This window comes from Actinosynnema sp. CS-041913 (genome assembly GCF_050942485.1).
Classification (GTDB): domain Bacteria; phylum Actinomycetota; class Actinomycetes; order Mycobacteriales; family Pseudonocardiaceae; genus Actinosynnema.
Window position 1 is genome coordinate 6737309 of record NZ_CP192037.1, and the last position, 23536, is coordinate 6760844.

Sequence of the window (23536 nt, forward strand, 5' to 3'; positions counted from 1 at the left end):
GTGTTCGAGATGTGCAAGATCACGATCGGGTGATGTCGAAACGCGCGCGCCGCTGATCCGGAGACCGGGTCGACCGAGGTCGTCGGTTGACAGGTCCCGGATCAGCGGCGCGGGTATCGAGTGGTCGAACAGGTAGGTCCACGGCCTCGCCGCGGACCGGCCAGCCGGCCAGCCAGCCGGTCGGCCGGTAGGTCAGCCGGTTAAACCGTCACGCGCCGGCGGCCGTGCGGAGGGCGTCCGCGCGGTCGGTGCCCTCCCAGGGCAGGTCGACGTCGGTGCGGCCGAAGTGGCCGTACGCGGCGGTCGGGGCGTAGATCGGGCGGAGCAGGTCGAGGTCCCGGATGATCGCGGCGGGCCGCAGGTCGAAGACCTCCGTGATGGCCTGCTGGATCTTGGTCGGGTCGACCGTCTCGGTGCCGAACGTCTCCACGAACAGGCCCACCGGGGCGGCCTTGCCGATCGCGTACGCGACCTGCACCTCGATGCGCGTCGCGAGACCGGCGGCCACCGCGTTCTTCGCCACCCAGCGCATCGCGTACGCGGCGGACCGGTCCACCTTCGACGGGTCCTTGCCGGAGAACGCGCCACCGCCGTGCCGCGCCATGCCGCCGTAGGTGTCCACGATGATCTTGCGGCCGGTCAGGCCCGCGTCGCCCATCGGGCCGCCGATGACGAACCGGCCGGTCGGGTTGACCAGCAGCCGCACGTCCGACGTGTCCAGGCCCAGCTCGGCGATCTCCGGCAGCACCACGTGCTCGCGCACGTCGACACCGAGCAGCTTCTCCAGGTCGATGCCGTCCGCGTGCTGCGTGGACACCACGACCGTGTCCAGCCGCACCGGCTGGTCGCCCGCGTACTCGATGGTGACCTGGGTCTTGCCGTCCGGGCGCAGGTAGGGCACGGTGCCGTCCTTGCGCACCGCGGTCAGCCGGCGGGACAGCCGGTGCGCCAGCGCGATCGGCAGCGGCATCAGCTCCGGCGTGTCGGTGCACGCGTAGCCGAACATCAGGCCCTGGTCGCCCGCGCCCTGCTTGTCGATCTCGTCGTCCGCGCCGTCGACCCGCTGCTCGTAGGCCGTGTCCACGCCCTGCGCGATGTCCGGGGACTGCGAGCCGATGGCCACGTTCACGCCGCACGAGCGGCCGTCGAAGCCCTTGGCCGACGAGTCGTAGCCGATCTCCAGGATCTTCTCCCGGACGATCGACGGGATGTCCGCGTAGGTCTCCGTGGTGACCTCGCCCGCCACGTGCACCTGGCCGGTGGTGATCAGCGTCTCCACGGCCACCCGCGAGCGGGGGTCCTTGGCCAGCAACGCGTCGAGGATCGAGTCGCTGATCGCGTCGCAGATCTTGTCCGGGTGCCCCTCGGTCACCGACTCACTGGTGAACAGCCTGCTGCTGTGCTGGCTCACGGCACTCCTCTATCTGGTTCCATCTGCGATTGGGTCAAGCTTACTGAGGGCTCCGGCCCGACGTCTCAAACTCCGCACGTCGGGACAACGGCGTCCCACACTGCGGACGCCAGGCGGGCCTTCGAGCCGAGCGGGAGGGGGGTTTCCGCCCCGGCGGAGGACAGCAGCCACCCCGCGTTGTCCTCGACCTCGAAGGCCTGGCCGTCGCCGACGGCGTTGACCACGAGCCAGTCACAGCCCTTGCGCTGGAGCTTCGCGCGGCCGTATTCCAGCACACCGGTCCCGCCGTCACCGGTCTCGGCCGCGAAACCGACGACCACCTGGCCGGCCCGGCGGGCCCCGACCAGTTCGGCCAGGATGTCCGGGTTGCGGGTGAGCGCGACGGGGTCCGGGTCGCGGTCGGTCTTCTTGATCTTGTGCTCGGCGAGCGCCACGGGGCGGAAGTCCGCGACGGCGGCGGCCATCACGACCACCTGCGCGTCCTTGGCCACCCAGTGCATCGCGTCCCGCAGCTCGGCGGCGGTGCCCACCCGCTCGACCTCCACGCCGGCGGGCGGCACGAGGTCGGCGGTGTGCGCGGCGACCAGCGTGACCCGCGCGCCGCGCTGCGCGGCGACCCGGGCCAGCGCGAAGCCCTGCCGGCCGGACGAGCGGTTGCCCAGGAAGCGCACCGGGTCCAGCGGCTCGCGGGTGCCGCCGGCGGAGACGGCGACGTGCAGGCCCTCCATGTCCCGGGGCAGCGCGTCGGGGCGGTCCAGCAGCAGCCGGGCCAGCTCCACGATCTCGGCGGGCTCGGGCAGCCGGCCCTTGCCGGTGTCCTTGCCGGTCAGCCGGCCGCTCGCGGGCTCGGCCACGACCACGCCGCGCGACCGCAGCAGCGCCACGTTGGCCCGCGTCGCCGGGTGCTCCCACATCTCGGTGTGCATGGCCGGCACCAGCAGCACCGGGCAGCGCGCGGTGAGCAGCGTGTTGGTGAGCAGGTCGTCGGCCAGCCCGTGGGCGGCCTTGGCCAGCAGGTTCGCCGTGGCGGGCGCGACGACCACCAGGTCGGCGTCCTGCCCCAGCTTCACGTGCGGCACGGACGGCACGTCCGAGAACACACCGGTGTGCACCGGCTGCCCGGACAGCGCCTCGAAGGTGGCGGCGCCGACGAACTTCAGCGCGCCGTCGGTGGGCACGACCCGCACCGCGTGGCCGGACTCGGTGAGCCGGCGCAGCACCTCGCACGCCTTGTAGGCGGCGATGCCCCCGCCGACCCCCAGCACGACGCGGGGACGGGCGGGGGCCTCGGCGGAGTCGGTCACTCGCCTTCGGTGTGCTCAAGGAGACCCGCGTGGATCTCCCGGAGCGCGATCGACAGCGGCTTCTCGCGCGGGCCCGGCTCGACCAGCGGGCCGACGTACTCCAGCAGGCCCTCGCCGAGCTGGGCGTAGTAGTCGTTGATCTGGCGCGCCCGCTTGGCCGCGTAGATCACCAGCGCGTACTTCGAGCTGACCTGCTCCAGCAGGTCGTCGATCGGCGGGTTGGTGATGCCCTCCGGAGTGCCCGACAGCGGGCCCAGCTCGGTGTGCGTGGTCACTCGTCAACGCTCCTGCGATTGGTGTGTCTGGGGCGGCCGTCCTGGTCGCACGTCGGGCGACGGGCCGACCACCAAGTCTAGCAAGCGGGCCGCGGCGGACCGCACATCGGCGTTCACCACGACCTGGTCGAACTCGGGCTCGGCCGCCAGTTCCTCCCGGGCGATCTCCAGCCGGCGGGCCACCACGGCGGGGTCCTCGGTGCCGCGGCCGGTCAGCCGGCGCACCAGGTCCTCCCACGACGGCGGCGCGAGCATCACCAGCCGCGCCTCGGGCATCGCGGCCCGGACCTGGCGCGCGCCCTGCAACTCGATCTCCAGCAGCGACGGCCGGCCGGACGCCAGCGCGCGCTCCACGGGCTCCCGGGGGGTGCCGTAGCAGTTGCCCGCGAACTCGGCGTGCTCCAGCAGCTCGCCGGCGGCGGCCATCCTGCGGAACTCCTGGACGTCCACGAAGCGGTAGTGGACGCCGTCGACCTCGCCCGGCCTCGGCTTCCGGGTGGTCACCGAGACGCTGAAGTGCACGTCGGGCCTCATCCGGCGCAGCTCGGCCAGCACGCTGGACTTGCCCACGCCCGAGGGCCCGGAAAGGACGGTGAGGCGGGACCGGGCGCGCACGCCCGGTCCCGCCCCGGTGCCATCACTCACTCGCCGCTGAACTCGGTGAGCAGCGCCTTGCGCTGCCGCTCACCCAGGCCGCGCAGCCGACGGCTCGGAGCGATCTCAAGCCGCTCCATGATCTGCTGCGCGCGGACCTTGCCGACGCCCGGAAGCGCCTCGAGCAGCGCGGACACCTTCATCTTGCCAAGGACCTCGTCGCTCTCGGCGGCCTTGAGCACGTCCGTCAGGGTCGTGCCGCCACGCTTGAGGCGCTCCTTGAGCTCAGCCCGAGCGCGACGAGCGGCAGCAGCCTTCTCCAGCGCTGCGGCCCGCTGCTCCTCGGTAAGCTGGGGAAGGGCCACGATTTCCTCCGTGGTGTGGGAATTTCAATTCTGGATCGGTGCCGCGACCGTACCGAGCGCAATTGCCTGGGTACAACGTGGATCCCAGTCAGGTGAATCTTTCAGCGCCCGGAGGTAGCGGCGGGTGGTAGTAGTACCAACACCCTCCGACAAGCCCATCACCGCCACCGGTAACGCCTTGCGCACGACCTGTGTGGTATGCGCTCGATGGGGGATGGACCCGTCGGTGGCCAGGACCGTACCAGGCAGCGTTTACGCAGGTGAGCGGACCACGCAAAGCGGGTCGGGATTTGATGGTGATCACAGGTCCAGGGAGTCCCGCACAGCGGCTGCGGCGGACCGCAAACTTGCGGAATCCGGGCCGTGCCGGAGCACGTCCCGGGAGCTCGCCGGGAGTACCCCGCGCAGGTCGCGGCCGAACACCGCGCGGAGGTCCGCGACCGTCGCGCCCTGGGCTCCGAAACCCGGCGCCAGGACGGGTCCGTGCAGGTCAGACAGGTCGATGCCGAGGTCGCCCACGGTCGCGCCGACGACCAGCCCGACGTCTCCGAGGGGGTCCGCGCCGGCATTCCGGCGGGCCGACTGGTCCACGATCGCCTGCGCCACGGAACGGCCGTCCCGGTCGGCCGCGCGCTGCACCGAGGAACCCTCGGGATTCGAAGTCAACGCCAGCACGAATACGCCGCGCCCGCTCGCGTGTGCGGCTTCGAGCGCCGGATCGAGCGATCCGAAACCGAGGTACGGCGACACCGTGACGGCGTCGCCGGCGAGCGGCGAGCCGTCCGTGAGGTATGCCGCCGCGTAGGCGGCCATGGTGGACCCGATGTCGCCACGCTTGGCGTCCACCAGGACCAGCGTGCCGCTGTCCCGGAGGTCCGCCACGACCCGCTCCAGGACGGCCACGCCCCGCGAGCCGTAGGCCTCGAAGAACGCCGACTGGGGCTTCACGACGGCCACGTGGCCCCCGAACGCCTCCACGCAGGTCAGCGCGAAGCGTTCGAGGCCGCGGGCGTCGCGGGGCAGCCCCCAGGCGTCCAGGAGGCCCGGATGGGGGTCGATGCCCACGCACAGCGGGCCGTGCTCGGCGGTGGCCTTCGCCAGCCGTTCCCCGAACCTCACGCGTCACCCCGTTCCGCGCCCTCGTCGGCCCGCAGGGCCGCCTGGAGCGCCTGGAGGGGCCGCACGCCGATGTCTCCCCTGATGACCGCCTCGATGCCGTGCACGGCCGCCGCCGCGCCCTGGATCGTCGTGACGCACGGGATGTCCTTGGCCACCGCCGCCGTGCGGATCTCGTAGCCGTCCACCCGGGGGCCGTTGTTGCCGTACGGCGTGTTGATGATCAGGTCGACACCGCCGTCCAGGATGGCCTCGACGATGTTCCCCGCGCCCTCGGAGTGCTTGCGGACCACCGTGCACGGGATGCCGTTGCGGCGCAGCACCTCGGCCGTGCCGGCCGTCGCCAGCACCTCGAAGCCCAGGTCGGCGAGCCGCTTGACCGGGAAGATCATGGCCCGCTTGTCCCGGTTGGCCACCGACACGAACACCCGGCCCGAGGTGGGCAGCGAGCCGTACGAGGCGGTCTGGGACTTGGCGAACGCCGTGCCGAAGGACACGTCGATGCCCATCACCTCGCCGGTGGACTTCATCTCCGGCCCGAGCAGCGAGTCCACGCCCTTGCCCTCCGGCGTGCGGAACCGGTGGAACGGCAGCACGGCCTCCTTGACCGCGACCGGGGCGTGCGGTGGCAGCTTCGCGCCGTCGCCGCGGGCCGGCAGCAGGCCCTCCGCGCGCAGTTCGGGGATGGTCGCGCCGAGCATGATCCGCGCGGCGGCCTTGGCCAGCGGCACGGCCGTCGCCTTGGACACGAACGGCACGGTGCGGGACGCGCGCGGGTTGGCCTCCAGCACGTACAGCACGTCGTCCTTGAGCGCGTACTGGACGTTGAGCAGGCCGCGCACCCCGATGCCCTCGGCGATGGCCCGCGTGGACCGGCGCACGGTGTCGATGTCCGTCTCGCCCAGCGTGATCGGGGGCAGCGCGCACGCCGAGTCTCCGGAGTGCACCCCGGCCTCCTCGATGTGCTCCATCACACCGCCGATGAACACGTCCTCGCCGTCGAACAGCGCGTCCACGTCGATCTCGATGGCGTCGTCCAGGAACCGGTCGACCAGCACCGGGTGCTCCGGGCTGACCTCCGTGGCGCGCTGGATGTAGCTGCGCAGCGACTCCTCGTCGTAGACGATCTCCATGCCGCGCCCGCCCAGCACGTACGAGGGCCGCACGAGCACCGGGTAGCCGATCTCGTCCGCGATCGCCTTGGCCCGGGGGAACGACGTGGCGGTGCCGTACTTCGGCGCGGGCAGGCCCGCGTCGGTGAGCACCTGGCCGAACGCGCCCCGGTCCTCGGCGAGGTGGATGGCGTGCGGCGGGGTGCCCACGACCGGCACGCCCGCGTCCTCCAGCCGCTGCGCCAGGCCCAGCGGCGTCTGGCCGCCCAGTTGCACGATCACGCCCGCGACCGTGCCGGAGCGCTGCTCGGAGTGGACCACCTCCAGCACGTCCTCGAACGTCAGCGGCTCGAAGTACAGGCGGTCGGAGGTGTCGTAGTCGGTGGACACCGTCTCCGGGTTGCAGTTGACCATCACCGTCTCGTACCCGGCCGCCCGCAGCGCCATGGCCGCGTGCACGCACGAGTAGTCGAACTCGATGCCCTGCCCGATCCGGTTCGGACCGGAGCCCAGGATCAGCACCTTGGGCTTCTCGCGCTGCTCGGCGACCTCGGTCTCGGCCTCGGGGTCCAGCTCGTAGGCCGAGTAGTGGTACGGGGTCCGGGCCTCGAACTCGGCCGCGCAGGTGTCGACGGTCTTGAACACCGGCCGCACGCCCAGGCGGTGCCGCAGCGTCCGCACGCCGTCCTCGCCGGCCAGTTCGCCGCGCAGGGTGGCGATCTGGCGGTCCGAGAGGCCGGCCCGCTTCGCCTTGCGCAGCAGGCGCCCGTCCAGCACCGGGGCGTCCTCGATCTCCCGGCGCAGGCCCACCAGCCAGGCGAGCTGCTCGATGAACCACGGGTCGATGCGGGACGCCTCGTGCACCTGCTCGATCGTCGCGCCCAGGCGCAGCGCGCGGTCCACCGTGTACAGGCGGCCGTCGTGGCCGGCGCGCAGGGCGTCCAGAGTGGACTCCAGCGTCGCGTCGGGGTCCGCCGTGGTCCAGAAGCCGGCGGCCTTGGTCTCCATGGAGCGCAACGCCTTGCCGAGCGCCTCGATGAAGCTGCGGCCGATGGACATGGCTTCGCCGACCGACTTCATCGTCGTGGTGAGCGTCCGGTCCGCGCCGGGGAACTTCTCGAACGCGAAGCGCGGCACCTTCACCACGACGTAGTCGAGAGTCGGCTCGAAACTCGCCGGGGTCTCGCCGGTGATGTCGTTCCGGATTTCGTCGAGCGTGTAGCCGATGGCCAGTTTCGCGGCGATCTTGGCGATCGGGAAGCCGGTCGCTTTCGACGCGAGCGCGGACGAGCGGGAAACGCGCGGGTTCATTTCGATCACGACCATGCGCCCCGTTTCCGGGTGGATCGCGAACTGGATGTTGCAGCCGCCGGTGTCCACGCCGACCTCGCGGATGACCGCGATGCCGACGTCGCGCATGTGCTGGAACTCGCGGTCGGTCAGCGTCATCGCGGGCGCGACGGTCACCGAGTCGCCGGTGTGCACGCCCATCGGGTCGATGTTCTCGATGGAGCACACCACGACCACGTTGTCGTTGCGGTCGCGCATCAGCTCCAGCTCGTACTCCTTCCAGCCGAGCACGCTCTCCTCGATCAGCACCTCGGTGACCGGGGACTCCGCGAGCCCGCCGGCGGCCAGCCGCTCCAGCTCCTCGGGGGTGTGCGCCATGCCCGACCCCAGGCCGCCCATGGTGAACGACGGCCGGATGACCACCGGCAGGCCCAGGTCGGCGACCGTGGCGCGGACCTCGTCCATGGTCCGGCACACCGTGCTGCGCGGCACCTCCGCGCCGAGGCCGCGCACCAGGTCCTTGAAGATCTGCCGGTCCTCGCCGCGCTGGATGGCGTCGATGTCCGCGCCGATCAGCTCGACGTCGTACTTCTCCAGCACACCGCGCTCGTGCAGCGCGATGGCGGTGTTCAGCGCGGTCTGACCGCCCAGCGTCGCCAGGATCGCGTCCGGGCGCTCGGCGGCGATCACCTTCTCCACGAACTCCGGCGTGATCGGCTCGACGTAGGTGGCGTCGGCGAACTCCGGGTCGGTCATGATGGTGGCCGGGTTCGAGTTGACCAGGCTGACCCGCAGGCCCTCCGCGCGCAGCACGCGGCACGCCTGGGTGCCGGAGTAGTCGAACTCGCAGGCCTGCCCGATGACGATCGGGCCCGAGCCGATGACCAGCACGTGTTTGAGATCGGTCCTCTTCGGCATGTCAGCGGTCCTCGTCCATCGTCTGTCCCCCGGCGGCGCCGGACATCAGGTTGCAGAACTCGTCGAACAGCGGCGCGGCGTCGTGCGGACCGGCCGCGGCCTCCGGGTGGTACTGCACGCTGAACGCGGGCACGTCGAGGGCGCGCACGCCCTCCACGGTGCCGTCGTTCGGGCAGTAGTGGCTGAGCTGGACGCGGCCGAAGTCCGAGCCGAACTCCTCTCCCGGCTCGCCTTCCAGGGCGAAGCCGTGGTTCTGCGAGGTGATGGCCACCCGGCCGGTCGCCACGTCGATGACCGGGATGTTGATGCCCCGGTGGCCGTAGCGCATCTTGTAGGTGTCGCGGCCCAGCGCGCGGCCCAGGATCTGGTTGCCGAAGCAGATGCCGAACAGCGGTATCCGCCGCTCCAGGACGCTCCTGGTCAGGTCCACGGCGTGGGCCTGGGTGGCGGGGTCGCCGGGGCCGTTGGAGAGGAAGACGCCGTCCGGGGCGACCGCGGCGATCTCGGCGAAGGTCGAGGTGAGCGGGAGGACGTGCACCTCGATGCCCCGGGCGGCCATCATGCGCGGGGTGTTGGACTTGATGCCCAGGTCGAGGGCGGCCACCCGGAAGCGCCGCTCACCGATGGCGTCCACCACGTAGGGGTGCGCGGTGGTCACGTCGCCGGCCAGGTCCGCGCCCTTCATGGCGGGGGCGGTGCGGACCCGCTCCAGCATGGCCTCCGGCGAGTCGAGCTGGTCGCCGGAGAAGACGCCGGCCCGCATGGCGCCCCGTTCGCGCAGGTGGCGGGTCAGCATCCGGGTGTCGATGCCCGAGATGCCGACGATGCCCTGGCGCACCAGCTCGTCGTCCAGGCCGCGGGTCGAGCGCCAGTTCGAGGGCGTCCGCGCCGGGTCGCGCACCACGTAGCCGGCGACCCAGATGCGGCTGGACTCGTCGTCGTCGTCGTTCCAGCCGGTGTTGCCGATCTGCGGCGCGGTCTGCACCACGATCTGGCGGTGGTAGGACGGGTCGGTGAGGGTCTCCTGGTAGCCGGTCATGCCGGTGGAGAAGACGACCTCGCCGAGGCTCGCGCCCCGCGCGCCGTAGGCGTCGCCGCGGAAGACGCGGCCGTCCTCCAGGACCAGGGCCGCGGTTGTCGTTCCCGTGTTGTTCATGCGCGGCCTCCCAGCGCTCGCACCCACTGCTCGTACACGTCCTTGTCGTCGCCGCGGAAACCGGTGTCGAAGGTCCGGCCCTCGCGCTGCCAGCGGAGCACCAGCAGCCCGTCGGCGGTCATGACCTTGCCCGCCAGGGCGCGGGCGGTGCGGGCGCCCTCGATGTCCTCCAGCGGGATCCACATGGCGCCGGCGCCCGTCCGCTCCACCAGGACGCCGCGGTCGGTCAGCTTCAGCGTGGCCTCGGCGCGGTGGCCGATGTCGCCCACCGCCACGCGGTCCTGCCAGTCGTCGCCGATGGTGGTGCCCACGTAGACGCCCGTGGTCTCCAGCTTCGCCGGGCCCGGCTCGGTCGGGGGCTGCGGGAAGCCCGGCAGGGTCTCGGCCTGGTGGCGGGCGCGGCGCCGCCAGCCGTGCCACATGCCGTAGACGCACAGGGCGAAGACGGCCAGGACCGCCAGGGACAGCAGCACGCGGGTCATGCGGGAATCCTTCCGCCGGTCGCGGTCACCCGCCCGCGCAGCAGGGTCGCCACGACCCGGCCGGGCAGCTCCATGCCTTCGAACGGGGTGTTCGCGGCGATGCTCGCGAAGTCCGCGCCGCGGACCGTCCACCGGGCGTCCGGGTCGACCAGGGTGAGGTTGGCCGGCTCGCCGACGGCGATCGGGCGGCCGTGGTCCGGGAGGCCGGCGATGGCGGCCGGGCGCTCGCTCATGACCCTGGCCACGCCACGCCAGTCGAGCAGGCCCGGTTCGACCATGGTCCGGACGACGACGGACAGCGCGGTCTGGAGGCCCAGCATGCCGGGGCGGGCGGCGGACCACTCGCAGTCCTTGTCCTGGACGGCGTGCGGGGCGTGGTCGGTCGCCACGCAGTCGATCACGCCGTCGGCCAGGGCCTGGCGGAGCCCCGCAACGTCCCGGGCGGTGCGCAGGGGCGGGTTGACCTTGTTGACCGGGTCGTACGTGTCGAGGCGGTCGTCGGTCAGGAGGAGGTGGTGCGGGGTCACCTCGGCGGTGACCCGGGTGCCGCGGGCCTTGGCCCAGCCGACTACGTCCGCCGTGCCGGCGGTGGAGACGTGGCAGACGTGCAGGCGGGCGTCCACCTGCTCGGCCAGGAGGCAGTCGCGGGCCACGATGGCTTCTTCGGCCGCGGCGGGCCAGCCCTGTAGACCCAGGCGGGCGGCGTGCTCGCCTTCGTGGGCCTGCGCGCCGACGGTGAGCCGGGGCTCCTCGGCGTGCTGGGCGATCACCACGTCCAGGGCCTTGGAGTACTCCAGGGCGCGGCGCATGACCAGCGGGTCGTGGACGCAGAGGCCGTCGTCGGAGAAGACCCGGACGCCGGCTTTCGCCATGGTGCCCAGTTCGGCCAGCTTCTCGCCCTTGAGGCCCACCGTGACCGCGCCCACCGGGTGGACGTCCACCAGGCCGACCTCGCGGCCCCGGCGGGCCACGTGCTCCACCACCACGGCGTTGTCCGCGACCGGGTCGGTGTTGGCCATCGCGAAGACCGCCGTGTAGCCGCCCAGCGCGGCGGCGGCCGAGCCGGTGGCGATGGTCTCGGTGTCCTCGCGGCCGGGTTCCCGCAGGTGGGTGTGGAGGTCCACGAAACCGGGCAGGAGGATCGCGCCGTGGCCCTCGATGACTTCGGCGGTGTCCGCGGTGTCGGCGGTGTCCGCGACCTCGCCGATCGCGGCCACGAAGCCGTCGCGGACCAGCACGTCGGTCGGGTCGCCCTCGCCGTACGGGCGCACTCCCTTGAGGATCAAGGGCTTCACGCGGTCTCCTCCTCGTGGGCAAGCAGGTGGTAGAGGACGGCCATGCGCACGTGCACGCCGTTGCGCACCTGGTCGGTGATGGCGGCGCGCGGCGAGTCCGCCACGCTGCTCGCGATCTCCATGCCGCGCAGCATCGGTCCGGGGTGCAGCACCACGGCGTGGTCGGGCATGAGCTTCAGGCGGTGCTCGTTGAGGCCGTACGCGATGGAGTACTCGCGGGCCGAGGGGAAGAACCCGCCGTGCATCCGCTCCGCCTGGACGCGCAGCAGCATCACCGCGTCGTGGCTGGGCAGTTCGGCGTCCAGCTCGTGCGACACGGTGACCGGCCAGTTCGCCACCCCGGTGGGGAGCAGCGTGGGCGGCGCCACCAGCGTCACCTCGGCGCCGAGGGCGGTGAGCAGGTGGACGTTCGAGCGGGCCACCCGGCTGTGCAGCACGTCGCCGACGATGGCGATCCGGCGGTCCTTGAGGTCGCCGAGGCGTTCCCGCAGGGTGGCGGCGTCGAGCAGGGCCTGGGTGGGGTGCTCGTGCGTGCCGTCGCCGGCGTTGACCACCGAGGTGCCGGTGTGCTTGAGCCAGCCCGCCAGGCGGTGCGCCGCGCCGGACGCGGGGTGGCGGACGATGACGCAGTCCGCGCCGGCCGCGGCCAGGGTCAGCGCGGTGTCCCGGAGGGACTCGCCCTTGCTGACGCTGGAGCCGGACGACGAGACGTTCACCACGTCCGCGCTCATCCACTTCCCGGCGATCTCGAAGCTGACCCGGGTGCGGGTGGAGTTCTCGTAGAACATCGTGATGACGGTGCGCCCGCGCAGGGTGGGCAGCTTGCGGACCTCGCGGCCTTCGAGGGACTGCTTGAGGCCCGCCGCCGTGTCCAGGATCGCGGTGGCGTCCGCCGGGTCGATGCCCTCGGTGGACAGCAGGTGCTTCACCGCAGCACCACCCCGTCCCGCCGGTCGAACTCCGCGAGCAGCACGTGGACCTCCTCGGACCGGGCGGTCGGGACGTTCTTGCCCACGTAGTCGGCCCGGATCGGCAGCTCGCGGTGGCCCCGGTCGACCAGCACCGCGAGCTGCACGGCGCGGGGGCGGCCGTGGTCGCGCAGGGCGTCCAGGGCGGCGCGGATGGTGCGGCCGGAGAACAGCACGTCGTCCACCAGGACCACCAGCCGGTCGTCGATGCCGCCATCCGGGAGCTTCGTCGTCTCAAGTGGCCTGGTCGGGCCCCGGCGCAGGTCGTCGCGGTAGAGCGTCACGTCCAGGGTGCCGGTGGGTACCGCCACACCGCTGAACTCATTGATCTTGACGGCTAGTCTCCGCGCGAGCGGTGCTCCCCGGCTCGGAATCCCCATCAGGACTACTTCGGGTGCGCTCGGTGCATCGAGAGCGGTCTTCTCGATGATCTGATGGGCCATTCGGGCGACGGTGCGCGCGACGTCACCGGCCGACAGGAGCTCGCGCTCCCCGGCCGGGTCCGTCGCGCCACGTTGACGTGGCGCCACGGTTGGACCTCCTTCCCCGCCTCGCTGGACGGGTCCTTAAAGGACGTCGGACACCCGGTTGCGACCGGGCTGACCAGCACCGTATCAGGCTTCGCGGGTCAATCTTCCGGGTGGTCCGCGTGGTCTCGCACACCTGCGATCGGCGAGATCGGCTTGACCTGGTGACCACGGAGAGCAATCATTACTCTGCGTATTGATCTAAGCCTCCCCGCGGCAGTCCCCTACCGGCTGACGGGGCGAATGAACGGAGAACCGCCACATGGGCGACTACGCCAAGGCGCTGGGGGCCAAGCTCCGCGCGATCCGCCAGCAGCAGGGCTTGTCTTTGCACGGCGTCGAGCAGAAGTCCGGCGGTCGCTGGAAGGCCGTGGTCGTCGGCTCGTACGAGCGCGGCGACCGTGCCGTGACCGTGCAGAAGCTCGCCGAGCTGGCCGACTTCTACGGTGTGCCGGTCGCGGAGCTGCTGCCCGAGGGCCGGGTGCCCTCGGGTGCCGAGCCCGCGACGAAGATCGTGATCAATTTGGAGAGGTTGCAGCAGTTGCCCGCGGAGAAGGTCGGGCCGCTTGCGCGGTACGCGGCCACCATCCAGAGTCAGCGTGGCGACTACAACGGCAAGGTGCTGTCGATTCGGACTGAGGACCTGCGGTCGTTGGCGATCATTTATGACATGACGCCTGGGGAGTTGACCGAGCAGCTCATCGACTGGGGTGTGCTGCCTCCTGAGGCTCGACCGGCCAAGGAGGACTGAATCGCTGTTGGCTTGGGCCGGTGGCTGGGGCTGCTGGTTTGAGTGGTTGGGGGCCGCTGCCTGTCGTGGTCAGGGGGCGGCCCTCGCTCTGTGGGTCGAATCGCTTTCGAGCGTCTCGCTGGGTTGGGTCGAATCGCTTTCAAGCGTCCTCGCCGGACAGGCAGGCCGCCAAGGATGATCACAAAAGCAAGACTCGGGCGTCGTGTCATCCCCGTATGACCTGGTCAAAGACCACCACCCTTGTCAGGGATGCGCAAGCGAAAAGCGTGCTTGCACATCCCTGACAAGCGCGGTTCCCTGCGGGCAGGCCATACGGGGATGACACGCAGCCCACCGACAGGTGTGCGCGCTGCGCGCGCCACTGCGTCGAGTGGTGGTGCCCTCGTGTTACAGGACGGCGCGTAGTTGGTCTGCGATTACCGCGATGCGGCCCAGTACGCCGTTGACGAACCGTGGCGAGTCGTCGGTCGATAGCTGTTTTGCCAGCTCTACGGCTTCGTCAATCGCTACCGCGTCGGGGACGTCGGTGGCCCACAGGAGTTCGTAGAGTCCTGTCCGCAGCACGGCCCGGTCCACGCCCGGCATGCGCTGGAGGGTCCAGCCTTCGGCGTGTTCCGAGATCAGGTCGTCTATGCGTGCCCGGTGGGTGGTGACGCCTTCCACGAGGCTGATCGTGTAGTCGTTGATCGGCGGGACGTCCGGGGAGCCCACTCGTTCGGCGAGGAGGGTCACCGCGTCGACGCCCCGCAGGTCCGCCTCGTAGAGGACGTCCACCGCGCGTTTGCGGGCCTTGCTGCGTGCGCCCATCTCAGCCGTTCACACGGCCGAGGTAGCGGCCGTCGCGGGTGTCGACCTTGATCTTCTCGCCGGTCGTCACGAAGAGCGGGACCTGGATTTCGGCGCCGGTTTCCAGGGTTGCGGGCTTGGTGCCGCCGGTGCTGCGGTCGCCTTGCAGGCCTGGGTCGGTGTGCTGGATGAGCAGTTCGACGCTGGTCGGCAGTTCCACGTAGAGCGCTACGCCCTCGTGGACCGCGACTACCGCCTCCTGGTTCTCCAGCATGTAGTTCGCCGCGTCGCCGACGGTTTCCGCCGGGACGCTCAACTGGTCGTACGTGTCGCCGTCCATGAAGACGAAGTCGGTGCCGTCCTTGTACAGGTAGGTCATGCCCCGCTTGTCCACGGTGGCCGTGTCGACCTTGGTGCCAGCGTTGAAGGTCTTGTCCACGACCTTGCCGGACAGGACGTGCTTCAACGTGGTGCGCACGAAGGCGCCACCCTTGCCCGGCTTGACGTGCTGGAACGCGGTGACGGTCCAGAGTTGGCCGTCGAGGTTCAGCACCAGGCCGTTCTTGAGGTCGTTGGTGGTGGCCACGGGGGTGGGCTCTCCTGTTACGTGTGCGCGGGCGTCCGTCGGTGTTCGGGCGTCAGACGACCACTAGCTCTTTCGTGGTCAGGGTGAGGAGCTCCGGGGCGCCTTGGCGCACCACGAGCGTGTCCTCGATGCGGACACCGCCCTTCCCGGCCAGGTACACACCGGGCTCGACAGTGACCGCCATACCGGGCAGAAGTGTACCGTCACCCGCCTTGGACAGCGCCGGAGCCTCGTGGATCTGCAGGCCGACGCCGTGTCCGAGGCCGTGCACGAACTGCTCGCCGTAGCCCGCCTCCTCGATCACGTCACGGGCCGCCGCGTCCACCGCGCTGACCGCCGTGCCGGCCGCCAGCGCCTTGCGCCCGGCCGCCTGGGAGGCCGCGACCAGCTCGTACAGCTCGCGCTGCCAGTCGGCGACCTTGCCGACGACCAGGGTGCGGGTCATGTCGGAGTGGTAGCCGTCGACCAGGGCGCCGAAGTCCAGCTTCACGAAGTCGCCCGCGTGGACGACCGCGTCGGCGGGGCGGTGGTGCGGGACGGCCGAGTTGGCGCCGGCCGCGACGATGGTCTCGAAGCTCGGGCCGGCCGCGCCGTGGTCGAGCATGCGGCTCTCCAGTTCGCGGGCGATCTCGCGCTCGGTGCGGCCGGGGCGCAGGCCGCCGTGCTCGATGAGGCTCGCCAGTGCCCGGTCGGCCGCCGCGCACGCCATGCGCAGCGCCTCGATCTCCGCCTCGTCCTTGACCAGGCGCTGCTCCTCCACCAGGCCGGCCGCGCGGACCAGCTCGACCTGCTCGGCGGCCTCGGTGAGGATGTCCAGGCTCTCCACGGTGACGTGGTGGCTCTCGTAGCCGGTGCGCGCCGGCCCCGCCTTGCCCGCCCGCTGCGCCAGGGCGACGTCGCACGGCCGGTCGATGACCCGTTCCAGGTCGGGCACCTGGTGCTCGGCCTGGGTCAGGTAGCGGCCGTCGGTGCAGAAGACCGTGGCGGCGTCGGACTCGGCGGACACCAGCAGCGCGGCGTTCGAACCGGTGAACCCGGTCAGGTAGCGGATGTTGAGCAGGTTCGTCACCAGCAGCGCGTCCAGCTCCCGGTCCCGGAGCGTGGCTCGCAGTGCGGCGCGGCGAGGTGCATGCGGCATACCCGCAGACTAGAGGCATCGCCGGGGGCCGGGTGAGGCTTAGGGTGTGGCAATGCGCAGGTGGCTGCCCCGGGGGCTGTGGATGGGATTGCTGCACGGCGGGGTGCAGGTCGGCACCGACGCGGTGAGCGTGCACAGTCCCGGCGCTTCGCCTTCGCTGCGCTACATAGCTCTGGGGCTGGTCGTCGTGGCGGGTGTGTTGTGGGGCGCGCTGGACACGTGGCGGCAGTTGGACGGGCGCGGGATGGTGTGGTTCTTCGCCGCGTTGGTCGCCGGGCCGCTGGCCGGGTTGGTCGGGGTGCTGGGGAAGTCGCTGTTCGTGGACCAGACCGGCGTCGAGGCGCTGGGGGCGGCGTTGACCGGTGGAGCCGCCTTCACTGCATTGCTGGTGCTTGCCACGGCCGGTGTGGGGATGGGGCTGGGCAACGTCCTGCCGCAGCCGAAGGGCTCCCACTAGTCCGGTTGTCCGGGCTTCGGCCGGCCGGTCCTAGCGGCGCAGGTCACCTGCTTGTTCGTAGCCGTCCCAGGTCTTCTGGGTGACGGCGGTGATCGGGGACGAGTTGAGCGTGAGGACGTCCTCCGCGCCCACCAGCCAGAGCTTGTCGTCCAGCAGCAGGCCCAGTCGGCCGTTCGGCGCGCGTACCGCCTTCGCGCCGGCCGGGATGCGGGCGGCCAGTGGCAGGTCGTCCACGACGGCCGGGCGGCGGTCCAGCACCCGGGTGGCCAGGCGGTCGGTCACCGAGCGGCGTTCCACTCGGACCACTTCGCCTCCGACGACCAGGTCGACGGTGTTCTCCGGGGACGGCACGGCGAAGCCGTCCAGGACGCGGGCCGCGTCCTCGGACTTGCAGCCCGGCACGTTGGTCAGGTCCAGGCCGAAGTGGCCCAGGTCGGTGGGCGCGGCGGCGGCTCCGTCGACCGTGGCGCGGACCACGTCCAGCGGGATGCGGCCACAGGGGTCCTCCGGCGAGATCGGGGCGTGGCCGTCCGGGGTGCGGACGAGGCCGGGGCCCTCGCGCCAGCGGCCGGGGATGGTGGCCGACGGGATCGGGTTGCCGGAGAAGTCGTGGTTCCAGAAGGTGATCGTGGTGCCCTGCTCGGTCTCGTGGGCGATGGCGAAGGCCTTCAGCGCGTCCACGTACATCCAGTCGGCGCTGAACGCGTCGACCACCGAGCGGGTGCGGGGCTTGCGGGTGTCGGCGACCGGTTCGAAGCCTCGTTCGCCCAGTGCTTCCACGTGGTTGAGGAACGTCGGGTTCCGGGCGCGCAGCACGAACTGGCCCGCGCCGTTCCAGCCGGCGGCGCGGCCGGTGGTGTCGGTGAACAGCAGGTAGAACCAGCCGTCCACGAACAGCACGGACGGCTGGCCGGCGCCGTAGGTGTTCTCGCGGGTCGTGTCGTAGGAGGGGCTGACGATCGGCTGCCCGCCCGCGTCCCTGGTCCAGTGGACGCCGTCCGGGCTGGTGGCGACGCCGATCGCGTTGCCGTGGGCGTGCTCCCCCGCCGCGCCGGTGTAGTACAGGTAGTACGTGCCGCCGACCTTGAGCACCGACGGGTCGCAGACGTGTTTGCCGTCGAAGCCCGTGACGCTGCCGGACAGGACCGATTGGCCGGGGCCGCCGTCGGGTGCGGTGAACGGGCCGTCGGGGCCGGCGCTCTCCGCGTAGAGCAGGTCGTCGCCGGGCGGGTCGGCGAAGCGGAGCTGGCTGCACCACCACATGCGGATCCGGCCGCCTTCGGCGACCACGGCCGGGCCGTAGTTGTACGGGGCCTCCGCGCCGGCGGCGACCACGCCGGGGCTCTGCCTGCCCCGGTCCGCGGTGATGGGCGGGGGCGGCGGGGGCTTCCTGGTGGTGGTCGTGGACGTGGTGGTCGTGGTCGGGGCCGGTGCGGCGGCCGGTTCGGCGGCGCTGGGCGCGCACGCCGCCACCGCGGCTGAGGCGAGGATGCCTGCGAGGAGCCTCGTCGGGCCGGCCATGGTCTCCACTTCCGAACGAAACGGTCGACACCGGGGGCACGAGAGGCGTCCGGTTCCGGTTCAGTGTAGAGATCGACTCACCCTGTCGGGTGACTACCGATCGGGCGCGACCAGCTCGACTTCGAAACCGTCCGTGTTCTCCAGGTAGGCGGCGTAGTGATCAGCGCCACCCGCGTGCGGGTGCCGGTCGGCGAACATCAGCGACCAGCCGTGGTCCGGCGCGCGGGCGGCCAACTCGTCGAGCCGCCGCCGGCCGCCGACGTGGAACGCCAGGTGGTTGAGCCCCGTGTGCAGGCGGTGGTGGGCGTCCATGGCCGGCGAGTGCTCCACCACCAGGTACGTCGGGCCCAGCCGCCAACTCACCCCGGCGCTCCACCGCTGGTACTCGGTCCAGCCCAGCTCGCGCAGCAGCCAGCCGATGCTCGCCTCCGCGCGGGCCAGGTCGGGCACCCACAGCTCCACGTGGTGCAGCGCGCCGGGTGTCGGTTCCCGGCCGGGGGTCATGCCTTGGCGGCGAGCCAGCGGATGGCGAGGGGGTAGCCCTGGACGCCCAGGCCGACGATGACGCCGTCCGCCACCGCCGAGAGGTAGCTGTGGTGGCGGAAGTCCTCGCGTTTGTGGACGTTCGAGATGTGCACCTCGACCAAGGGCGCGGTGAGCTGGGAGCACGCGTCGCGCACGGCGATCGAGTAGTGCGTCCACGCTCCCGCGTTGAGCACGACCGGGGTGGATTCGTCGGCTGCCCGGTGCAGCCAGCCGAGCATCTCGCCCTCGAAGTCGGTTTGCCGGACTTCCACCTCGACGCCCAGTTCGCGGCCGGTCTCCTCGCACAGGGCCACCAGGTCGGCGTACGTGGTGCGGCCGTAGACGTCCGGCTCACGGGTGCCGAGGCGGCCCAGGTTGGGGCCGTTGAGCACGAGGACCTTCACAGCAGGATGCTCCCGCCCGACTTCGGCTCGGCGGCCACCGCCGAGTACGCGGCGGCGATCAGGGACGGGTCCGGGCCTTCCAGGCGGCCGGGTTTGGCCAAGCCGTCCAGCACCACGAAGCGCAGCACGCCGGCGCGGTTCTTCTTGTCGCTCTTCATGCCGTCCAGGAGTTGCGGCAGCGCGTCCGGGTCGTACTGGGTGGGCAGGCCGAGTGACGTGAGCACGCTGCGGTGGCGGTCGGCGGTCTCGTCGTCCAGCCGGCCGGCCAGGCGGGCGAGTTCGGCGGCGAACACCAGGCCGACGCTGATCGCCGCGCCGTGCCGCCAGCGGTAGCGCTCGCGGCGCTCGATGGCGTGGCCCAGGGTGTGGCCGTAGTTGAGGATCTCGCGCAGGTCGGACTCGCGCAGGTCGGTGGCCACCACGTCGGCCTTGACCTGGATCTTGCGGCGGACCAGTTCCTCGATCACGTCGCCGGTCGGGTCCAGGGCCCGGTCCGGGTCCGCCTCGATCAGGTCGAGGATCGCCGGGTCGGCGATGAAGCCGCCCTTGACGACCTCCGCCATGCCGGCGATCAGCTCGTTGCGCGGCAGGGTCTCCAAGGTGGCCAGGTCGACCAGCACGGCCTGCGGCTCGTAGAACGTGCCGACCAGGTTCTTGCCCGCGTCGGTGTTGATGCCGGTCTTGCCGCCGATCGCCGCGTCCACCATGCCGAGCAGCGTGGTCGGCACGTGCACCAGCTTGACGCCGCGCATCCACGTGGACGCGACGAACCCGGCCAGGTCGGTGACCGCTCCCCCGCCGAGGCCGACCACGGCGTCCCGGCGGCCCAGCCCCATCTGGCCGAACACGTTCCAGCAGTACCCGGCGACCCGCAGGTCCTTGCCGTCCTCCGCGTCGGGGACCTCGACGCGGTGCGCCTCGACGCCCGCCGCCGCCAGCTCCTCGCGGACCACCTCGGCGGTCTCGGCGAGCGTGGGCGTGTGGACGATCGCCGCCTTGTCCGTGCCTCGCAACACCTCGACCAGGTCGCCCAGCAGGCCACGGCCCACCACCACGTCGTACGGCCGCTCCGCGGCCACGCGGATCCGCACCGGCTCGCCCATCACCATTCCCCTTCGTCGGTCACCATTCGACCACGTCCGCGGCCAACACGTCCGCGCCCCACACGCCGGCCAACAAGTCGGCTTGATCCTTGACGGCCGTGCGCGCGGAGCCCTTGATCTTCGGCCAGCCTTCGACGTGGAAGGTGACCGTGCGCCCGCGGAACGTGTACCGCCACGCCCCCGCCACGCGCCCGTGCACCACCAGCGCACCGGGACTCCCGACCGGCCGCCACACCCGCTTCGCGACCTCGGGCTCCGCCACCAGCCAACGCGGGCCGAGCAGATACGGGTCGCGCGGGAACAGCAGCAGTCCGGCAGGCGGTTCAGGCGCGTCCCGCACGTCATCATGCGCCAGCAGCCGCCGCCCTTCGACCGCGACCGGACGCAACTCCGGCCAGACGTCCTGCGGACCCGCCCCGAGCCACTTCTCCGCGTCCGCCTTGGCGAACGGCCCGACGAACCGCGCGTAGTCCCGCAGCAGGGTCGGCTCTACCGCGCCACTGTCCCGAGGACGGTCGGCGGGCGGACCGGCAGGAGGCGGACCGACGGCGGGTCCACCGGGTGTGGCGGATGCGGCGGGGCCGAGTTGGTCGGTGGGGCGGCGGAAGGCCAGTTTCGCGCCGAGCGGCTCCAGTTCGATGCCGGCGAGCAGCGTGCACAGGCGAAACAGGCCCTCGATCACGTGAGGGACCTCGCAGCGTGGGCAGTGCGGGCTGACCACTTCCGGCAGGTGGGGGCTGATCGCGCCGGACAGCTCGCCCTTGGTCGCCGTCTCGTCGGGGAACTCGCGGCGCATCAGCTCGACGACCAGGTCCACGTGCTCCAGGTCGGGCGTCGGGTACGCGCCGCACCACGCCGCCAGTTGATCCGTCGTGCGGGGGCGCAACTGCCGTCGCAGTCCCGGCAGGTCGGCCGGCCGGTGCAGGTGAGGCGCGCCACGCAGGCTCAGGACGCGGACCAGCGGCTCGTCGTGCCGGTGGTCGCGCACGGCGATGGCCGCCGCGCCGGTCTTGGGCGGGCTGTCCACCACGCCGAGCGCGAGCACGCCCAAGTCGCCGCCGTGCAGACCCTGCACCGCGGCGCGGTGCGCGAGGACACGTGCGGCGGTCAGGTCCACGGGCTCACGTCGGCTCGCTCGGCCGCCATTGCGCGAGCACGGCCTCGACCACCTGCTCCGGCTCCAGGCTGTCGGTGACCACCTCGATGGTCGCGACCTCCCGGTACAGCGGCAGGCGGGCGTCGAGCAGCGCCTTGAACGTCGACCGCGGGTTCACCCCGGCCAGCAGCGGCCGTGCGGTGGACAGGCCGGTCCGCCGCACGCCCTCGGCCATGCCGACGTTGAGGAACACCACGGTGTGCCCGGTCAGGCGTTCCCGCGTCACGGCGGACAGCACCGCGCCGCCGCCCAGCGCCAGCACGCCGCCGTGCTCGGCCAGGCCCTTCGCGACCGCCTCCTCCTCCAGCGCCCGGAACGCCGGCTCGCCGTCGGTGGTGAAGATGTCCGAGATGGACTTGCCCGCCGTGGCGACGATGTCCTCGTCGGTGTCCCGGAAGGACGCCTCCAGCCGCTCGGCGAGGAGTTGGCCGACCGTCGTCTTGCCCGCGCCGGGCGGACCGAGGACGACGAGCTTCGGCCTCACAGCCCCTCCCAGCGGGCTTCCAGGGCCTCCAGGTAGGACGCGACGTTGCGCCTGGTCTCCGCGATCGAGTCGCCGCCGAACTTCTCCAGCGCCGTCTCCGCGAGCACCAGCGCCACCACGGACTCCAGCACCACGCCCGCCCGCGGCACCGCGCAGACGTCCGACCGCTGGTGGATGGCCACGGCCGGCTCGCCGGTCCGGACGTCCACCGTGGACAGTGCCCGGGGGACGGTCGAGATCGGCTTCATCGCGACCCGGACCCGCAACGGCTCGCCGTTGGTGATGCCTCCCTCCAATCCTCCGGCCCGGTTGGAGCGACGCGTCACCCCCTTCGGCCCGGTTCCCCGGTCGATCTCGTCGTGCGCCTCGCTACCCCACCGCTCGGCGGTGGTGAAGCCGTCGCCGATCGCCACGCCCTTCATCGCCTGCACGCCCATCAGCGCGCCCGCGAGCCGCGCGTCCAGCCGCCGGTCCCAGTGCACGTGCGACCCGAGGCCGGGTGGCAGGCCGTAGACGATCACCTCGATCACGCCGCCGACCGTGTCACCGGCCTCCTTCACCGCCTCCACCTCGGCCACCATCGCCTCGGTGCCACGCGGGTCGAACGCCCGCACGGGGCTGGCGTCCACCGCCGCGAGGTCACCCGGACCGGGCGCCGGCGCGTCGGCGGGCGTCTTGGCCCTGCCGATCGACACCACGTGGCTGACCACGTCGACGTCGAAGACCTGCTTGAGGAACTGCCTGGCCACGGTGCCCAGCGCGGTGCGGGCGGCGGTCTCCCGCGCGCTGGCCCGCTCCAGCACCGGCCGCGCCTCGTCGAACCCGAACTTCTGCATGCCGGGCAGGTCGGCGTGGCCGGGCCGGGGCCTGGTCAGCGCCTCGTTGCGCCCGGTGGGCTTCAACTCGGACGGGTCGACGGGATCGGCGGACATCACCTTCTGCCACTTGGGCCACTCGGAGTTGCCGATCCGCACGGCGATCGGGCCGCCCTGGGTGAGCCCGTGGCGCACCCCGCCGAGGATCTCGACCTCGTCGGCCTCGAACCCCATCCGGGGACTGCGCCCGAACCCGAGCCGTCGCCGTTCCAATTGGACGGTCAGGTCGGCAGTGGTGACCTCAACCCCGGCGACCATGCCTTCCAGCACGGCGACCAAGGCCGGTCCGTGGGACTCCCCAGCGGTGATCCAGCGCAGCACGCGCCGAATCCTTCCACAGCGTCAGTACGGCCCCCACAGCGACGTCAGCCACGTCCCGCCCAGCAGGCCGGGGCCGTGCGGCACACCGCCGGATGGCCGCCACAGCGCTACGACCAGCGTGATCGCGCTCGCCAGCGCCGCACCCACCGGCAGCGCGAGCCACGACACCGACCCGAGCACCGCCCCCATCGCCCCGGCCAGCTTCACGTCGCCCCCGCCGAGCGAGGAGGGCGCCAGCCGGTGCACGGCTAAGTGGAGCCCGAAGAACACCAGACATCCGACCATTGCGCGCCCCAGGTCGGCTCCGGCGAACCACAGCACCACCGCCAGGAGCGGGTACGCGGGCAGCGTCAACGCGTCCGGCAGCCGCCTGTGCCGGAAGTCCGCAATAGCGAGCAACACGCCCAACCACGCCACTGCCAGCGGCACGGGGAGCCAGTGCGGAGGGCTCACCGAGGCACTGGCGAGCCACAGCACGGCCGTGGGCAGCGCGCACCACAGCCATCGGACGTCCGTGCCTCGCGGCAGGACGCGGAGAACCTTCGCACCGAGGATTCCGGCGGTGCGGCCGGACAGTGGGATGACCATGGGTCAACGGTGGCGGATGGGCCGTTCA

At 71.8% G+C, this 23536-nt stretch carries 25 protein-coding genes; 2 read left to right on the forward strand and 23 right to left on the reverse strand.

Features of this window, described 5'->3' with window-relative positions:
• Positions 1–208: 208 nt before the first annotated feature.
• The 12 genes from metK to pyrR all read right to left on the reverse strand — a co-directional run bounded on the left by metK (position 209) and on the right by pyrR (position 12816).
• Positions 209–1411, reverse strand: coding sequence for a methionine adenosyltransferase (gene metK / locus ACQPZF_RS29970; protein WP_433262606.1), 1203 nt, complete (start codon positions 1409–1411; stop codon positions 209–211).
• 65 nt (positions 1412–1476) lie between these two features.
• On the reverse strand, positions 1477–2715 hold the full coding sequence (gene coaBC / locus ACQPZF_RS29975; RefSeq protein ID WP_433262608.1) for a bifunctional phosphopantothenoylcysteine decarboxylase/phosphopantothenate--cysteine ligase CoaBC: 1239 nt from the start codon (positions 2713–2715) through the stop codon (positions 1477–1479).
• Positions 2712–2990, reverse strand: a complete 279-nt coding sequence (gene rpoZ / locus ACQPZF_RS29980) for a DNA-directed RNA polymerase subunit omega (RefSeq protein ID WP_053721631.1) — start codon at positions 2988–2990, stop codon at positions 2712–2714. The genes coaBC and rpoZ overlap by 4 nt, the downstream gene beginning before the upstream one ends.
• 3 nt (positions 2991–2993) lie before the next feature.
• On the reverse strand, positions 2994–3635 hold the full coding sequence (gene gmk / locus ACQPZF_RS29985; RefSeq protein ID WP_433262612.1) for a guanylate kinase: 642 nt from the start codon (positions 3633–3635) through the stop codon (positions 2994–2996).
• Complete coding sequence (mihF, locus tag ACQPZF_RS29990; protein ID WP_033427832.1) at positions 3632–3949, reverse strand: integration host factor, actinobacterial type; 318 nt, start codon at positions 3947–3949, stop codon at positions 3632–3634. The genes gmk and mihF overlap by 4 nt, the downstream gene beginning before the upstream one ends.
• A 300-nt stretch (positions 3950–4249) precedes the next feature.
• The gene (gene pyrF / locus ACQPZF_RS29995) at positions 4250–5068 is read right to left on the reverse strand and encodes an orotidine-5'-phosphate decarboxylase (protein WP_433262615.1); all 819 of its coding nucleotides are present in this window, start codon (positions 5066–5068) and stop codon (positions 4250–4252) included.
• Complete coding sequence (gene carB, locus ACQPZF_RS30000) at positions 5065–8385, reverse strand: carbamoyl-phosphate synthase large subunit (RefSeq protein WP_433262617.1); 3321 nt, start codon at positions 8383–8385, stop codon at positions 5065–5067. Before carB ends, pyrF begins: the two co-directional genes overlap by 4 nt.
• Position 8386: 1 nt before the next feature.
• Complete coding sequence (carA, locus tag ACQPZF_RS30005) at positions 8387–9541, reverse strand: glutamine-hydrolyzing carbamoyl-phosphate synthase small subunit (RefSeq protein ID WP_433262619.1); 1155 nt, start codon at positions 9539–9541, stop codon at positions 8387–8389.
• Complete coding sequence (locus tag ACQPZF_RS30010; protein ID WP_433262621.1) at positions 9538–10023, reverse strand: transporter; 486 nt, start codon at positions 10021–10023, stop codon at positions 9538–9540. The genes carA and ACQPZF_RS30010 overlap by 4 nt, the downstream gene beginning before the upstream one ends.
• Entirely contained in the window at positions 10020–11318 is a 1299-nt protein-coding gene (locus tag ACQPZF_RS30015; RefSeq protein WP_433262623.1) for a dihydroorotase, read from the reverse strand. The genes ACQPZF_RS30010 and ACQPZF_RS30015 overlap by 4 nt, the downstream gene beginning before the upstream one ends.
• On the reverse strand, positions 11315–12247 hold the full coding sequence (locus ACQPZF_RS30020) for an aspartate carbamoyltransferase catalytic subunit (RefSeq protein ID WP_433262625.1): 933 nt from the start codon (positions 12245–12247) through the stop codon (positions 11315–11317). The genes ACQPZF_RS30015 and ACQPZF_RS30020 overlap by 4 nt, the downstream gene beginning before the upstream one ends.
• A complete protein-coding gene (pyrR, locus tag ACQPZF_RS30025; RefSeq protein WP_433262627.1) occupies positions 12244–12816 on the reverse strand; it encodes a bifunctional pyr operon transcriptional regulator/uracil phosphoribosyltransferase PyrR in 573 nt (190 codons plus the stop codon). The genes ACQPZF_RS30020 and pyrR overlap by 4 nt, the downstream gene beginning before the upstream one ends.
• Positions 12817–13075: 259 nt before the next feature.
• Between pyrR and bldD the strand changes: the two genes are divergently transcribed.
• Positions 13076–13564, forward strand: a complete 489-nt coding sequence (bldD, locus tag ACQPZF_RS30030; RefSeq protein WP_015103676.1) for a transcriptional regulator BldD — start codon at positions 13076–13078, stop codon at positions 13562–13564.
• Positions 13565–13951: 387 nt separating this feature from the next.
• On the opposite strand, the gene nusB is transcribed toward bldD, so the two are convergent.
• From nusB to ACQPZF_RS30045, 3 genes are read right to left on the reverse strand one after another with little or no spacing between them, the layout of a single operon-like run.
• Positions 13952–14371 carry a transcription antitermination factor NusB gene (gene nusB / locus ACQPZF_RS30035; protein WP_184695701.1) on the reverse strand — a complete coding sequence of 140 codons (420 nt, stop codon included), beginning with the start codon at positions 14369–14371 and terminating at the stop codon, positions 13952–13954.
• 1 nt (position 14372) lies between these two features.
• The gene (efp, locus tag ACQPZF_RS30040; RefSeq protein ID WP_433262631.1) at positions 14373–14936 is read right to left on the reverse strand and encodes an elongation factor P; all 564 of its coding nucleotides are present in this window, start codon (positions 14934–14936) and stop codon (positions 14373–14375) included.
• A gap of 52 nt (positions 14937–14988) precedes the next feature.
• Entirely contained in the window at positions 14989–16074 is a 1086-nt protein-coding gene (locus ACQPZF_RS30045; RefSeq protein ID WP_433262633.1) for a M24 family metallopeptidase, read from the reverse strand.
• Between the two features lie 52 nt (positions 16075–16126).
• Here ACQPZF_RS30045 and ACQPZF_RS30050 point away from each other — a divergent pair, with 52 nt between their 5' ends.
• The gene (locus tag ACQPZF_RS30050) at positions 16127–16531 is read left to right on the forward strand and encodes a B-4DMT family transporter (protein ID WP_433262635.1); all 405 of its coding nucleotides are present in this window, start codon (positions 16127–16129) and stop codon (positions 16529–16531) included.
• Positions 16532–16561: 30 nt separating this feature from the next.
• On the opposite strand, the gene ACQPZF_RS30055 is transcribed toward ACQPZF_RS30050, so the two are convergent.
• From ACQPZF_RS30055 to ACQPZF_RS30090, 8 genes are all read right to left on the reverse strand, one after another.
• The gene (locus ACQPZF_RS30055; RefSeq protein WP_433262637.1) at positions 16562–18052 is read right to left on the reverse strand and encodes a beta-xylosidase; all 1491 of its coding nucleotides are present in this window, start codon (positions 18050–18052) and stop codon (positions 16562–16564) included.
• 93 nt (positions 18053–18145) lie between these two features.
• A complete protein-coding gene (locus ACQPZF_RS30060) occupies positions 18146–18556 on the reverse strand; it encodes a VOC family protein (RefSeq protein ID WP_433262639.1) in 411 nt (136 codons plus the stop codon).
• Positions 18553–18981, reverse strand: coding sequence for a type II 3-dehydroquinate dehydratase (aroQ, locus tag ACQPZF_RS30065; protein ID WP_433262641.1), 429 nt, complete (start codon positions 18979–18981; stop codon positions 18553–18555). The genes ACQPZF_RS30060 and aroQ overlap by 4 nt, the downstream gene beginning before the upstream one ends.
• The gene (gene aroB, locus ACQPZF_RS30070; protein WP_433262643.1) at positions 18978–20084 is read right to left on the reverse strand and encodes a 3-dehydroquinate synthase; all 1107 of its coding nucleotides are present in this window, start codon (positions 20082–20084) and stop codon (positions 18978–18980) included. Before aroB ends, aroQ begins: the two co-directional genes overlap by 4 nt.
• 19 nt (positions 20085–20103) lie before the next feature.
• Complete coding sequence (locus ACQPZF_RS30075) at positions 20104–21201, reverse strand: DNA glycosylase AlkZ-like family protein (protein WP_433262645.1); 1098 nt, start codon at positions 21199–21201, stop codon at positions 20104–20106.
• Positions 21202–21205: 4 nt separating this feature from the next.
• Positions 21206–21724, reverse strand: a complete 519-nt coding sequence (locus ACQPZF_RS30080; protein WP_433262647.1) for a shikimate kinase — start codon at positions 21722–21724, stop codon at positions 21206–21208.
• Entirely contained in the window at positions 21721–22920 is a 1200-nt protein-coding gene (gene aroC, locus ACQPZF_RS30085) for a chorismate synthase (RefSeq protein ID WP_433262649.1), read from the reverse strand. The genes ACQPZF_RS30080 and aroC overlap by 4 nt, the downstream gene beginning before the upstream one ends.
• A gap of 21 nt (positions 22921–22941) precedes the next feature.
• Positions 22942–23508: a prepilin peptidase gene (locus ACQPZF_RS30090; protein ID WP_433262651.1), complete on the reverse strand. Its 567-nt coding sequence runs from the start codon at positions 23506–23508 to the stop codon at positions 22942–22944.
• Positions 23509–23536 lie beyond the last annotated feature (28 nt).

What these genes read in the sequence shown, in the direction of transcription:
- carB (WP_433262617.1), bottom strand. Translation starts at nt 8,385, where the DNA reads ATGCCGAAGAGGACCGATCTCAAACACGTGCTGGTCATCGGCTCGGGC.
- carA (WP_433262619.1), bottom strand. Translation starts at nt 9,541, where the DNA reads ATGAACAACACGGGAACGACAACCGCGGCCCTGGTCCTGGAGGACGGC.
- ACQPZF_RS30010 (WP_433262621.1), bottom strand. Translation starts at nt 10,023, where the DNA reads ATGACCCGCGTGCTGCTGTCCCTGGCGGTCCTGGCCGTCTTCGCCCTG.
- bldD (WP_015103676.1), top strand. Translation starts at nt 13,076, where the DNA reads ATGGGCGACTACGCCAAGGCGCTGGGGGCCAAGCTCCGCGCGATCCGC.
- nusB (WP_184695701.1), bottom strand. Translation starts at nt 14,371, where the DNA reads ATGGGCGCACGCAGCAAGGCCCGCAAACGCGCGGTGGACGTCCTCTAC.
- ACQPZF_RS30045 (WP_433262633.1), bottom strand. Translation starts at nt 16,074, where the DNA reads ATGCCGCATGCACCTCGCCGCGCCGCACTGCGAGCCACGCTCCGGGAC.
- ACQPZF_RS30050 (WP_433262635.1), top strand. Translation starts at nt 16,127, where the DNA reads ATGCGCAGGTGGCTGCCCCGGGGGCTGTGGATGGGATTGCTGCACGGC.
- ACQPZF_RS30055 (WP_433262637.1), bottom strand. Translation starts at nt 18,052, where the DNA reads ATGGCCGGCCCGACGAGGCTCCTCGCAGGCATCCTCGCCTCAGCCGCG.
- ACQPZF_RS30060 (WP_433262639.1), bottom strand. Translation starts at nt 18,556, where the DNA reads ATGACCCCCGGCCGGGAACCGACACCCGGCGCGCTGCACCACGTGGAG.
- aroB (WP_433262643.1), bottom strand. Translation starts at nt 20,084, where the DNA reads ATGGGCGAGCCGGTGCGGATCCGCGTGGCCGCGGAGCGGCCGTACGAC.
- ACQPZF_RS30090 (WP_433262651.1), bottom strand. Translation starts at nt 23,508, where the DNA reads ATGGTCATCCCACTGTCCGGCCGCACCGCCGGAATCCTCGGTGCGAAG.